This is a genomic window from Streptomyces sp. NPDC101237, assembly GCF_044767465.1.
In the GTDB taxonomy this organism is placed as follows: domain Bacteria; phylum Actinomycetota; class Actinomycetes; order Streptomycetales; family Streptomycetaceae; genus Streptomyces; species Streptomyces gramineus.
On record NZ_JBIWNY010000005.1, the window covers coordinates 71680 to 84523 of the forward strand.

At 73.3% G+C, this 12844-nt stretch carries 11 protein-coding genes; 5 read left to right on the plus strand and 6 right to left on the minus strand.

What is annotated here, in order from left to right; translation table 11 throughout:
- The first annotated feature begins 31 nt into the window (after nucleotides 1-31).
- From ACIRQ9_RS09740 to ACIRQ9_RS09750, 3 genes are all read left to right on the plus strand, one after another.
- A complete protein-coding gene (locus ACIRQ9_RS09740; protein WP_404169183.1) occupies nucleotides 32-877 on the plus strand; it encodes a serine hydrolase in 846 nt (281 codons plus the stop codon).
- Between the two features lie 122 nt (nucleotides 878-999).
- Nucleotides 1000-3213, plus strand: coding sequence for an ArnT family glycosyltransferase (locus ACIRQ9_RS09745; protein ID WP_404169186.1), 2214 nt, complete (start codon nucleotides 1000-1002; stop codon nucleotides 3211-3213).
- Nucleotides 3214-3359: 146 nt separating this feature from the next.
- Nucleotides 3360-3716 (plus strand): peptidase inhibitor family I36 protein, encoded by a 357-nt coding sequence (locus tag ACIRQ9_RS09750; protein WP_404169189.1) that lies wholly within the window; start codon nucleotides 3360-3362, stop codon nucleotides 3714-3716.
- A gap of 51 nt (nucleotides 3717-3767) precedes the next feature.
- Here ACIRQ9_RS09750 and ACIRQ9_RS09755 read toward each other — a convergent pair whose 3' ends face one another.
- From ACIRQ9_RS09755 to ACIRQ9_RS09765, 3 genes are read right to left on the minus strand one after another with little or no spacing between them, the layout of a single operon-like run.
- Nucleotides 3768-5453, minus strand: coding sequence for a thiamine pyrophosphate-binding protein (locus tag ACIRQ9_RS09755; protein ID WP_404169193.1), 1686 nt, complete (start codon nucleotides 5451-5453; stop codon nucleotides 3768-3770).
- Nucleotides 5450-6418, minus strand: a complete 969-nt coding sequence (gene speB / locus ACIRQ9_RS09760; protein ID WP_404169196.1) for an agmatinase — start codon at nucleotides 6416-6418, stop codon at nucleotides 5450-5452. The genes ACIRQ9_RS09755 and speB overlap by 4 nt, the downstream gene beginning before the upstream one ends.
- Before the next feature lie 57 nt (nucleotides 6419-6475).
- Nucleotides 6476-7933 (minus strand): sodium:solute symporter, encoded by a 1458-nt coding sequence (locus ACIRQ9_RS09765; RefSeq protein WP_404169199.1) that lies wholly within the window; start codon nucleotides 7931-7933, stop codon nucleotides 6476-6478.
- 124 nt (nucleotides 7934-8057) lie between these two features.
- On the opposite strand from ACIRQ9_RS09765, the gene ACIRQ9_RS09770 reads away from it, so the two are divergent.
- Both ACIRQ9_RS09770 and ACIRQ9_RS09775 read left to right on the plus strand, forming a co-directional pair.
- Entirely contained in the window at nucleotides 8058-9566 is a 1509-nt protein-coding gene (locus tag ACIRQ9_RS09770; RefSeq protein ID WP_404169202.1) for a PucR family transcriptional regulator ligand-binding domain-containing protein, read from the plus strand.
- 66 nt (nucleotides 9567-9632) lie between these two features.
- Entirely contained in the window at nucleotides 9633-10421 is a 789-nt protein-coding gene (locus ACIRQ9_RS09775; RefSeq protein ID WP_404169205.1) for a phosphatase, read from the plus strand.
- A gap of 100 nt (nucleotides 10422-10521) precedes the next feature.
- Here the strand turns inward: ACIRQ9_RS09775 and ACIRQ9_RS09780 are convergent, their stop codons facing one another.
- The 3 genes from ACIRQ9_RS09780 to ACIRQ9_RS09790 form a co-directional block, all read right to left on the minus strand.
- Nucleotides 10522-10842, minus strand: a complete 321-nt coding sequence (locus tag ACIRQ9_RS09780; protein ID WP_404169208.1) for a hypothetical protein — start codon at nucleotides 10840-10842, stop codon at nucleotides 10522-10524.
- A gap of 123 nt (nucleotides 10843-10965) precedes the next feature.
- Nucleotides 10966-11919, minus strand: coding sequence for a cation diffusion facilitator family transporter (locus tag ACIRQ9_RS09785; protein ID WP_404169211.1), 954 nt, complete (start codon nucleotides 11917-11919; stop codon nucleotides 10966-10968).
- Between the two features lie 10 nt (nucleotides 11920-11929).
- Nucleotides 11930-12823: an acyl-CoA thioesterase gene (locus ACIRQ9_RS09790; protein WP_404169214.1), complete on the minus strand. Its 894-nt coding sequence runs from the start codon at nucleotides 12821-12823 to the stop codon at nucleotides 11930-11932.
- Between the last annotated feature and the right edge of the window lie 21 nt (nucleotides 12824-12844).

Here is a 12844-nt window from a genome sequence, read left to right on the forward strand (position 1 = left end):
CATTCGGGCGAACCCGCGAGTCGATCCGGTCATGACACACCGGATATCGAGACGCGCCAAGGTGCTGGTGGCGATCGCAGGCGGGGCCGCGTTCACCGCGGGGGTGGCCGCACCCGCCTCGGCAGCCGCTCCGACCGTGAGCTGCACGTCCGCGAAGGCGGGCCTGGCCGCCAAGCTGAAGAAGGACATCACCGCGGCGATGGCGAACCGCAAGGGCACCATCGCCGTCGGCCTCTACGACCGTTCCACCAAGACCACGTGCACGCTCCGTTCCACCACGCACTACGACTCGGCGAGCACCGTGAAGGTGACCGTGCTGGCGACGCTGCTGTGGGACGCCAAGAAGCACAACCGCTACCTGACGGCCACCGAGCAGTCGCTGGCCACCGCCATGATCACCAAGTCGGACAACGACGCGACCACCAAACTGTGGAAGCAGCTCGGCCTGACGAAGATCAAGGGGTTCCTGACGGCCGCCGGGATGACCCAGACCACGCCGGGGGCCGACGGCTACTGGGGGCTCACCCAGATCGACGTCCACGACGAGCAGCGGCTGCTCACGCTGATCACCGCCACGAACACGGTCCTGAGCGACAACTCGCGGGCCTACATCCAGAAGCTGATGGGGCAGGTCGTCTCCTCGCAGCGCTGGGGCACCCCGTACGGCGTTCCCTCCGGGGTCTCCGTGCACGTCAAGAACGGCTGGCTGTCACGGTCCACGCACGGCTGGCGGGTGCACAGCCTGGGCACCTTCAAGGGCGGCGGCCACGACTACATGATGACCGTGCTGACCCACGACAACAGCACCATGAGCTACGGGATCAGCACCATCCAGGGCATCGCGAAGGCCATCCACAAGGATCTGGCGGCGAGTTGAGCCCGGCCGGGTGGCGGCCGGGGCGCGCTCCGGGCACCACCCGGTCCGGCGTCCCGCCCACGCACAGCCTGCGCCCAGGACCGCCACAGCCCTCACCCATCGGCAGCCCCCAGGGTGGAGTGGTGACATCTGCCACCGATCCCGTTTCCCCCACGACCGTGTCCCCCGACGGGGCGCCGCCCGCGGCGGCCTCCGCGGCTCCCCCGCCGGACAGGGCGCCGCGCTGGTCGCTGCCCGCGCTGCTCGCGATCCTGGCCCTGGCGGCGGTGCTCTACTCCTGGAACCTCTCCGGTTCCGACCTCAACACCTTCTACAGCGGCGCCGTCTGGGCCGGCACCGAGAGCTGGAAGGCCTGGTTCTTCGGTTCGCTGGACCCGGGCAACTTCCTGACCGTCGACAAACCGCCGTTCGCCACCATGGTCATGAGCCTGTCGTGCCGGGTCTTCGGCTTCGGCACCTGGCAGATGATGCTGCCCCAGGTCGCGGCCGGCCTCGGCACCCTCTGGATCCTGCACGCGCACGTGAAGCGGATCTGGGGGCACGGCGCGGCGGCCGTCGCCGCGCTGGTGCTCGCGCTGACCCCGATCACCGTCGCGATCAACCGTGACAACAACCCCGACACGATCCTGGTCCTGCTGATGGTGGCGGGCGCGGCGCTGGCGTTCCGCGCCACCCGGGACGAGCGGCTGCTCCCGCTGCTGGGCTCGGCGGCCTGCTTCGGACTCGCCTTCAACACCAAGCTGCTGGCGGGCTGGATCGCTCTGCCGGCCGTCTTCGCCCTCTACCTGTACGCGTCGAAGGCGCCCTGGGTGAAGCGGATCGTCGGCCTGGCGCTCGCCGCCGTCGTGCTGGCCGTCGCCGGCTTCTGGTGGGCCATCGCCGTCTCCCTGGTCCCGGCCTCCGAGCGGCCGTACATCGGCGGCTCCACGGACGGCTCCGCCTGGGACCTGATCATGGGGTACGACGGACTCGGCCGCGTCTTCGGCAGCGAGGGCAACGGCGGCGGAGGCGGGGGCGGGGGCGGCTTCTCCGGGTCCGCCGGTCTCGGCCGGATGTTCAACGACGTCCTCGGCGGCCAGATCTCCTGGCTGCTGCCCTTCTCCGCGATCGCCCTGGCCGGCGGCCTGGTCCTGTGCGGCCGCGCCCCGCGCACCGACCTGCGACGGATGGCCCTGGTCCTGTGGGGCGGCTGGACGCTCCTGCACTACGTGATCTTCGCGACCGCGCAGGGCACCATGCACCCGTACTACACGACCGCGCTCGCCCCGGGCGTCGCGGTGCTGTGCGGCGGCGGTGGCGCGATGCTGCTGCGCGCGTTCCGCGCCGACGGGCGGTGGCCGTGGGTCCTCCCGGCCGCGTTCGGTGTGACCGGCATCTGGGCGGTCGTCCTGCTGCGCCGGGCCTCCGGCTGGAACACCTGGCTGTGGCCGGCGATCGGCGTCCTGACGGTGGCGGGCGTCGCCGGGATGCTGCTCCTGCGGTCCGGCGGCCGGGCCCGGCTGCGCACCGCCTCGGTGGCGGTCGCCGTCGTCGCGGCGCTGGCCGGGCCGACGGCGTACGCGGTGGCGGAGCCGTTCGGCGGCTCCGGCGGTGGCATGGGCGGTACGAACCCGACGGCCGGCCCCTCGACCGGCGGCGGCTTCGGCGGCCCTGGCGGCGGCCGGGGCGGCTTCCCGGGCGGCGGCGAGACACCGGGCGGCACCCGGGCGGGCGGCGGCTTCCCCGGCGGCACGAACGGCGAGGCGCCGGACGGCGGTTCGGGCGGCTTCCCGTCCGGCGGCGACGGGCGGCCGACACCCGGTGGCGGCACCGGCGAACTCCCGGCCGCCGGCAGCGGTACCGGTGAACCGCCGGGCGGCACCGGCGGGATGCCCGGCGCGGGCAGCGGCACCGGCACCGCACGCGGCGGCACGGGCGGCGGTGGCATGGGCGGCGGTGGCATGGGCGGCGAGGTGAGCGGTGACCTGATCGCCTACCTGAAGAAGCACCGGGACGGCGCCACCTGGCTGCTCGCGGTCTCCAACTCCCAGGCGGCGGCCCAGATCGAGCTGAGCGCGAGGGAGCCCGTGATCTCCATGTGGGGCTTCACCGGGTCCGACGGGGCGATGACCGTCGCCCGGCTGAAGGAACTGGTGAAGGCGGGCGAGCTGCACTACATCCAGGTCGGCGGGGGCGGTATGGGCATGGGCGGCGGCAACACGCTCAGCTCCGCCGTGACGAGCTGGGTGCGGAAGCACGGGACGGCGGTGCGGGAGAGCGCGTACAGCAAGAGCACGAGCACGACGGCGAGTTCGGCGTCGACGCTCTACCGCCTCGACCCGTCCGACGTCGGCTGACGCCGCACCGGCGACAAGTCCTACTACTTCGCTCACACAGGTGAGGTCGATCGTGGACCCGGGCGTGTCCGGGTGATCGCCCAGCAGCATGGGGACGCCCCGGTGGTTCCGCCGGGGCGTCCCCGCTTCCCTCTCCGGAGCGTCCCGTGAAACGTCGCAGCTGGTCCCTCGCCGCCGCCCTCGCGCTGACGGCCCTCGTCGTGCCCGCGCAGAGCGCCGCCGCGCACGCGGCCGCCGCGCCCTCCTGTCCGGACGGCTCGGTGTGCTTCTGGAGCGGTGAGGGCTTCGGCGGCTCCTACTGGGAGTGGACCGCCCGCAGCGGCTACCGCGACATGCCGCCGGGCCTCCACGACCACGTGGGTTCCTTCGTCGCCTCCACCCGCGCCTGCCTGGTCAACTGGTCCCCGACCGAGAAGCGCGACGTCTTCAACGGCGACTGGCGCTCCCAGTACCTCGGCGACTTCGGCGGCCGCATCGACGGGGTGGGCGCGGGCAGCTGCTGAGCGGGTCGCGTGCCGTGGCCCGGGCCCGCGGGACCGGGCCGGGCGGCGCGCTCAGCCCAGGTGCGTCGGCGCGAACATCCGCAGCACCGCCGGGAGGACGACCACCGAGGGGCCGGGGGTGGTGAGGGCCTTCGCCAGGTCCGTTTCCAGAGTCTCCGGGGACGTGCGGACCCCCGGGACGCCGAAGGACTCGGCGAGGGCCACGTAGTCGGGGCGGGTCAGTTCCGTGGCCGTGGGTTCGCCGAAGGCGTCGGACATGTACTCGCGCAGGATGCCGTAGCCGCCGTCGTCCACGATGAGCCAGGTGACCGGCAGGTCGTGCTGGCGGGCCGTGGCCAGTTCCGCGATCGAGTACAGGGCACCGCCGTCGCCCGAGACCGCGAGGACCGGGCGGGCCGGGTCGGCCGCGGCGGCGCCGAGCGCCGCGGGGAAGCCGTAGCCGAGGCCGCCGGCGCCCTGCGCGGAGTGCATGAGGTTCGTGCCCCGCGGGTCGAACGCCGACCAGGCCCAGTAGGCCAGGATCGTCATGTCCCAGAAGGACGGGGAGGCGGCCGGGAGGGCCCGGCGGACGGACGCCAGCACGTCCTGTTCCAGGGTGAGTTCCTGGGCGGCGATGCGCTCCGCGACCCGGGACAGCAGGTCCCGCACCCGGTCGGCCGCCGTGTCGTCCTCGCGCGGCGACACGGTCTCCAGCAGCGCCTGGAGGGCGAGCCGGGCGTCCGCGTGGATGCCGAGCGCCGGATGGTTGGCCTCCAGCTTCCCGAGGTCCGCCTCGATCTGGATCACCCGGCCGCGCGGCTTGAACGTGTGGTAGTTGGAGGAGAGTTCGCCCAGGCCCGAGCCGACGACCAGCAGGACGTCCGCGTCCTCCAGGAAGTCCGTGGTGTGACGGTCCTCCAGCCAGGACTGGAGGGAGAGCGGGTGGTGCCAGGGGAAGGCGCCCTTGCCGCCGAAGGTCGTGACGACCGGGGCGTTCAGCTTCTCGGCGAGCTGCAGCAGCTTGCCGGAGGCGTCCGCGCGTACCACTCCGCCGCCCGCGATGACCGCCGGGCGGGCGGCGCGGGAGAGCAGGTCGGCGGCCACCGCGGTCAGTTCGGGGCGGGGCGGCAGGTCGTCCGGGGTGGCGTCCATCGCGGTGACGACCGGCAGCGCCGTCGGGGCCAGCAGCACGTCCTGCGGGATCTCCACCCACACCGGACCGTGCGGGGCGGACAGGGCCGACTCCCAGGCCGCCGCGAGCGCCGAGGGGATCTGGGACGGGGTGCGGACGGTGTGGACCGACTTCACCACGCCCCGGAAGGAGGCCGCCTGGTCGGGGAGTTCGTGCAGGTAGCCGTGGCGGCCGCCGCCGAGGCCGGCCGTCGGGATCTGGCTGCTGATCGCGAGCACGGGCGCGGAGGCCGAGGCCGCCTCCTGGAGCGCGGCCAGCGAGGTCAGCGCGCCCGGTCCGGTGGAGAGCAGCAGCGGGGCCGCCTCGCCGGTGATCCGGCCGTAGGCGTCGGCCGCGAACCCCGCGTTGTTCTCCACCCGCAGGCCGACGTAGCGCAGCGCCGAGCGGCGCAGGGCGTCGAACATGCCGAGGGCGTGCTGGCCGGGCAGGCCGAAGACGGTGGTCGCGCCGAGCCCGGCGAGCGTCTCCACGACCAGGTCCCCGCCGTTGCGGCCGGCCGGAGGGTTCAGTGCGGCTTCGGTCTGCGCCTGCGTCGGACGGAGAACCAGGTCGTGGTCGTGGGTCACTTCGAACGAGCCTCGGCAATCTGGCGGGTCATGATCGTGGTCAGTTCGTAGGCGGTGTGCGAGGCCGCCACCGACGTGATCTCCGCGTGGTCGTACGCGGGGGCCACCTCGACGACGTCGGCCGACACCAGGTTGCAGGAGGAGAGTCCGCGCAGGATCTCCAGCAGCTCCCTGGACGTCATACCACCGGCCTCGGGGGTGCCGGTGCCCGGGGCGTGGGCGGGGTCGAGGCAGTCGATGTCGATGGAGATGTACAGCGGACGGTCGCCGATGCGCTGGCGGAGCTGGTCGGCCACCTCGTCGGCGCCGCGGCGGTAGATGTCCGCCGAGGTCACGATGCCGAAGCCCATCTTCTCGTCGTCGGTGAGGTCCTGCTTGCCGTACAGCGGGCCGCGGGTGCCGACGTGCGAGAGGGCGGAGGTGTCGAGGATGCCCTCCTCGACGGCCCGGCGGAACGGGGTGCCGTGGGTGTACTCGGCGCCGAAGTAGGTGTCCCAGGTGTCCAGGTGGGCGTCGAAGTGGAGCAGGGCCACGGGTCCGTGCTTCTTCGCCACCGAGCGCAGCAGCGGCAGGGCGATGGTGTGGTCGCCGCCCAGCGTCATCAGCCGGGCACCGGTGCCGAGCAGCTGGTCGGCGGCCGCCTCGATGGTCTCGACCGCCTCGTTGATGTTGAACGGGTTCACCGCTATGTCGCCGCCGTCGGCGACCTGCGCCAGGGCGAACGGGGACGCGTCCTGCGCCGGGTTGTAGGGGCGCAGCAGCCGGGACGCCTCGCGGATCGCGTTGCCGCCGAAGCGGGCGCCCGGCCGGTAGGAGACGCCGGAGTCGAAGGGCACGCCGATCACCGCGACATCGGCGGCGGGGACCTCGTCGAGGCGGGGCAGCCGCGCGAAGGTCGCCGGGCCGGCGTACCGCGGCACGCGGGAGGAGTCGACGGGCCCGCGGGGCGCCTCGTTGCTGCTCATGGAGTCATGCCTTCTTTCCTGCGCTTCGTCGCGTATGCGCTGATTCCGCCTACGACTTTACTGCGCGGCCGGGACCGGTTCGGACGCGCGTTCGGGGGTGCCGCGGCCCGCGAGCCGTTCCCGCCAGGCGGCCAGCACCTTCGCGTCGGTCGGCCTGGTGGCCAGCGAGACGACGACGTACGCGGCCAGGGAGGCGAGCAGGCCGTAGTAGACCGGCTCGTTGGCGAGGATGCCGTAGCCCGCCATCAGGCCGACCACCGCGAGCCCGCCGACGGTCACGGCGGCCAGGGCGCCCTGGACCGTGCCGCGCTTCCACAGCAGACCGCCGAGGATCGGCACCAGGAGGCCGCCGACCAGCAGGTTGTAGGCGACGGTCAGCGCCTCGACGACGTTGTTCAGCGCGATGGCCGTGCCGATCACCGCCACTCCCATGATCAGGATGAAGGCGCGGTTGCCCCGCACCTCGTCGTGGTCGCCCGACCTGCTCCGGCCGCGGATCCGGGACCAGATGTCGTTGTTGGCGACGGTCGCGCAGGCGATCAGCGCGCCGGAGGAGGTCGACATCACGGCGGCGAGCGCGGCCGCCAGCACCAGACCCCTGACGCCGACGGGGAGTTCGTCCTTGACGATGGTCGCGAACGCGTCGTCCGGGCTGCCCAGCTTCGGGTACATCACCTTGGCCGCCGTGCCGATCACGGCGCCGGCCAGGGCGTAGACCAGGCAGTAGGTGCCGGCGACGGTGCCGCCCCACTTCGCCGTCCGGTCGCCGCGGGCGGTGAACACGCGCTGCCAGATGTCCTGGCCGATGAGCATCCCGAAGGTGTAGATCAGCACGTACGTGAAGATCGTCTCGCCGCCGATGCCCAGCGGGTCGAAGTACGAGGTCGGCAGCTTCGCCTTCATCTCGGAGAAGCCGCCCGCCTTCACCACCGCGATGGGCAGCAGCAGGAGCAGGACGCCGATGGTCTTCACCACGAACTGCACCATGTCCGTCAGCGTGATCGACCACATGCCGCCGAGCGTCGAGTAGGCGACCACGATCGTGCCGCCGAGGACGATCGCGAGCGTCCGGTTCATGTCGAAGAGGACGTCGAAGATCGTGGCGTAGGCGATCGTGGAGGTGACGGCGAGCATCAGGGTGTACGCCCACATCACGACACCCGAGATGACGCCGGCCCGGCCGCCGTACCGCAGGTCCAGCATCTCGGAGACCGTGTAGACCTTCAGGCGCGCGATGCGGGCCGAGAAGAAGACCGACAGGGCCAGCAGTCCGAGGCCGATGGTGAAGACCATCCAGGCGCCGGAGAGGCCGTACCGGTAGCCGAGACCCACACCGCCGATGGTGGACGCGCCGCCGAGGACGATCGCGGCCATGGCGCCGGAGTACATGGCCGGACCCAGGCGGCGGCCGGCCACCAGGAAGTCGCTCTTGGACCGGGCGCGGCGCATGCCCCACCAGCCCATGGCCAGCATGCCGGCCAGATACAGCACGATCACTGTGTAGTCGACGGCCATGGGACCTCCTTCGATCGCGTACCCGGACTCGGACGACGTGCCTCGACACTAGGTGGCCGGAAAGCGACTGCGAAGTGTACGTTTCATCCATTCCAGCCCCGCCGGACGGAGGGAGTGCACACCGATGCCGGACCCCGCTGTTCCGCCCACGCCCGCCGTTCCGCTCGCCGCCCTCCTGGCCCGCGAGGACCTCGCCCTGCGCCGGATCGCCGGCCCGTCCGACCCGGCGCTGCCGGTCCACGCGGCCCACACCTCGGAGATGTCCGACCCCTATCCGTACCTGCTGGGCGGCGAGCTGCTGCTGACGGCCGGGGTGCACATCCCTCCGGGGGCGGGCTCCGGGACGTACTTCGACGACTACGTGTCCCGGATCGTGGCGGCCGGCGGCGCCGCCCTCGGCTTCGGCCTCGCGCCCGTCCACGACACGGTCCCGCCCGCCCTGGTCGCCGCCTGCGACCGGCACGGCCTGCCGCTGCTGGAGGTGCCGCCGCAGACCCCGTTCACCGCCGTCGCCCGCGCGGTCTGGCAGCTGCTGGCCCGGGCCCGCCTCGCCGAGCTGCGCCGGGTCAGCGAGGCCCAGCAGAGCCTCGCGGCCGCCGCGGCCCGTCCCGACCCGGTGCCGTCGGTGCTGCGCCAGCTGGCCCAGCGGCTGGGCGGCCGGGCCGCGCTGTACGGGCCGGAGGGCACCGGGATCGCATCGGCGGGACGGGAGCCGGACCCGGCGGTGCGCGACGCGCTGGCCGAGCTGACCGAGGTGGTCCGGCCGTCCGGCCCCGGCACGCCCACCTCGGCGACGCACGCCACCGCGGACACCCACCTCGCGGCCTACGCCCTCGGCGGCGGCTTCGTCCTGGCGCTGGCCACCCCCGGCCGCGAACCGGGCGACCACACCATCGCCTCGGTGGCCGCGGTCCTGCTCACCCTCCTCACCGGCGAGCAGCACAGCGGCTCGGGCGCGGCCCGCACCGCGGCCCTGGTACGGCTCCTGCTGGGCGGGACGGCGAAGGACGTCGCACCGCTGCTGGGCGGCGACGACAGCTGGCTCGTCGTGCACGCCGCACCGCCCGCCCCGGGCGACCGCCCCCGACCCGAGGCGCGACCGGCCGCGGACCACCCGCGCCCGCCCGGCCTCCTCGCCGCCACCGCGCTGGGCGCCGCGCTCGGCTCGCCCCTGATCGACGCCGTGGGCGAGGACGTGCGCATCCTGCTCCCGGGCGACCGGGAACCCGCACCACAGCCCGGCTGGACCCTGGGCGTCAGCGCCGCCGTCCCCGCACGGGAGCTCCCGGACGCCGACGGTCAGGCGGCCCGCGCCCTCGCCCGCGCCCGGGCGACCCGCGCCCCGCTGGTCCGCCACGGCACCCGCGCCGGCCTCGACGCCCTGGTCCCCCGCGAGGACGCCGAGGCCCACGCCCGCGCCCTCCTCGGCCCCCTGGCGGAGCATCCCGCCCTCGCCGAGACCCTGCGCACCTGGCTCTCCCTGCACGGCAGCTGGGACCGTACGGCGGTCGCCCTGTCCGTGCACCGCAACACCGTGCGCCAGCGCATCGCCCGCTGCGCCCGCCTGCTCGACGCCGAACTGGACGACCCCGACGTGCGGATGGAGCTGTGGTTCGCGCTGCGGCAGCGGTGAGTGACGCACGTCCCAGCGGGCGATACGCAGGGGAATCGCGCAGCGCCCTGCCTCACAATGGGAGCCATGCCGATACCCGGGACACCCAGCCGCGCCGAGCTCGTCGAGCACCTTGTGAAGACCCGTATCGCGGGCGACGTCGCCACGCCCCGCGAGAACAACCTGCTCCACTACCGCAAGCTGGCCAACGGCGAACGCAACTGGTGGCTCGGACTGGAACTCGGCGACCGCTGGACCGACGAGCAGGACGTGCTGGCGGTGATGGCCGAGCGCGTCGGGGTGAACGACGACCCCGAGTACCGGTACGGCCAGGACACCATCGACCCGGAGCTGACCGTGGACGGCCTGGACCGGCTGGCCGCGCGGCTGCGCAAGGCGGCCGAGGGGCGGCAGCGGGTGCTGTTCGCGACCGGGCACCCGGGCGGCCTGCTGGACGTGCACCGGGCGACGGCGGCCGGGCTGCGCGCCGCCGGCTGCGAGATCGTGGTCATCCCGGACGGGCTGCAGACGGACGAGGGATACGTCATGCAGTTCGCCGACGTGGCCGTCCTGGAGCACGGGGCGACGCTGTGGCACACCCACTCCGGTGAGCCGATGAAGGCGATCCTGGGCGGCCTGGAGCGCGCGGGCCGGCCGCGGCCCGACCTGGTCGTCGCCGACCACGGCTGGGCGGGGTACGCGGCCCAGGCGGGCCTGGACTCCGTCGGGTACGCCGACTGCAACGACCCGGCGCTGTTCCTCGCCGAGGCGGAGGGCACCCTCCAGGTGGCCGTACCGCTCGACGACCACGTGGTCAGCCCGCGCCACTACGACCCGATGACCGCCTACCTGCTGTCGGAGGCGGGACTGGCGTAGCGGGGCGGAGAAGGGCGAGGTGCGGCCCCCGGAACCGGGAACCGCACCTCGTGGCCTGGCCTAGACCCAGAGTTCAGTGGACTGTTCGCGCTCGGACGGCTCAGAATCCGAGACCGCCGTATCCGAATCCGCCGTAGCCGAGCCCGCCGAAGCCGTAGCCGACGGTGGGCACGACGACGACCGGGACGACCGGGACGACGCCGATCCCGCCGCCGTAGCCGTAGCCGTAGCCGCCGTACCCACGGCAGCCGTTGAAGCCGCCGAAGCGGGAGTTGCAGCCGAAGCCGCCGGTGACCACGCTCTGGTGGGTGGAGGCGGGGGCCGCCGAGGCGGTTCCCGCGGCGCCGATCGCGGCTCCGCCGGCCAGCACCAGGCCGGCGGCGGACATCGCGGCGATGCGCCTCGCGCGCTGTACTCGCATGGGAAATACCTTTCTGCCGGACTCACGTCCGCTACGCGGCACGTCCGCTATGCGGCACATGCACTGTGCGGCATTTCACTCATAGAGCTTAATCCGCCACACAGGGCGCGGCACGTCGTACGATCACCGGCCGTGATCCTCCGAGGTGGCGGGGCCCGGAGTGGGATCCAGGTAGACCCGGCCGATCATGGGGAACGCGGCGCGCAGCCGCTGTTCGGCCCGGTCACAGGCCTGCTCGACCTCGGCGGCCGTGGAGACGTCCCGGAAGTCCACCTTGGCCGCGACCAGCGCCTCGTCAGGGCCCTGGACCAGGGTGGTCAGCTCCAGCACGGCCACGATGTGCTCGGACTCCAGCAGCTCGGCGCGGATCCGCTCGCGCACCGGCCCCGGCAGCGGCCGGCCGATCAGGAACTCGGCGTTCGAGCGGCCCAGCACCCAGGCCACGTACAGCAGGAGCACGCCGATGAACAGGGAGGCGAGGCCGTCCCAGACGCCGGAGCCGGTGAGCTGGCCGCCGAGCAGTCCGCCGGCGGCGAGCACCAGGCCGACCAGCGCCGCCGAGTCCTCCATCACCACGGCCTTCACGGCGGTGTCGGGGGTGCGCCGGAGGTACCGCCGGAACGACACCCGGAACCGGGCCGCCTCGCCGTAGGCCTGCCTGAGCCCGGTCCGCAGCGAGAACCCCTCCAGCACGAAGGCGACCGCGAGCACCAGGTACGACACCAGCGGGTCGCCCGGCTCCTCGCCCGCGGCCAGGGTGTGGACGCCGTCGTAGAGGGAGAAGACCGCGCCGCCGACGAAGGTGGCGACGGCGGCCAGCATGGCCCAGATGTAGCGCTCGGGGCCGTAGCCGAACGGGTGCTCCTCGTCGGCGGGCTTCCCGCTGCGTCTGAGCGCGGTGAGCAGCAGCAGTTCGGTGACCGTGTCGGCGAACGAGTGCGCCGCCTCGGAGAGCATCGCGCTGGACCCGCCGATCACCCCGGCGACCGTCTTGGCGAGCGCGATCCCCAGGTTGGCGACGGCGGCGACGATCACCGTGACGGTGCTCTCGCCGCCGCTGTGTTCGGCTTCGGACATGCCCCCAGTTCTACCTGGGGACGCGGACGACGCCCTCCTGGATCACGGAAATGGCCAGAGATCCGTCCTGGGTGTAGATCCGGGCCTGGCCGAGCCCGCGGCCGCCGTGGGCGGAGGGGGACTCCTGGTCGTACAGCAGCCACTCGTCGGCGCGGAACGGCCGGTGGAACCACATGGCGTGGTCGAGCGAGGCGCCCACCACGTCGCCGACCGCCCAGCCGCCCCGGCCGTGCGCGAGCAGCACCGAGTCCAGGAGGGTCATGTCGGAGATGTAGGCGGCGAGGACGATGTGCAGCTGGGGGTCCCCCCAGACGGAGTCCGGGGGAGGGTCGTCGTCGAGCTTGCCGTTGGTCCGGAACCAGACCTGGCTGTGCGGGTCGCGGGGCTCGCCGAACCTCCCGAACGGCGGCTCGTCGACGTAGCGCAGGTCGATCGCCTCGCGGGCCTCCAGGAACTTCTCCACCACGGCGGCCGGCAGGTGGCCGTAGCCGCGCAGCCGTTCGGCCGAGGTGGGCAGGGCCGCCGGATCCGGCGCGGGCGGCATCGGGGTCTGGTGGTCGAGGCCGTCCTCGTACACCTGGAAGGACGCGGAGAGCGTGAAGATCGGCCTGCCGTGCTGGACGGCGACCGCGCGCCGGGTGGTGAAGGAGCGGCCGTCGCGGATCCGCTCCACGGTGTAGACGATGGGCGCGCCCGGGTCGCCGGCGCGCAGGAAGTACGCGTGCAGCGAGTGGGCGTGCCGGTCCGCCGGGACCGTGCGGCCCGCGGCGACCAGCGCCTGGGCCGCGACCTGTCCGCCGAACACCCGCGGGACCACGGCGGAGCGGGACTGGCCCCGGAAGATGTTCTCCTCGATCTGCTCCAGGTCGAGCAGATCGAGGAGATCGCGCAGTGCCTCGTTCATGGCACCTTTTCTACTGGCAGG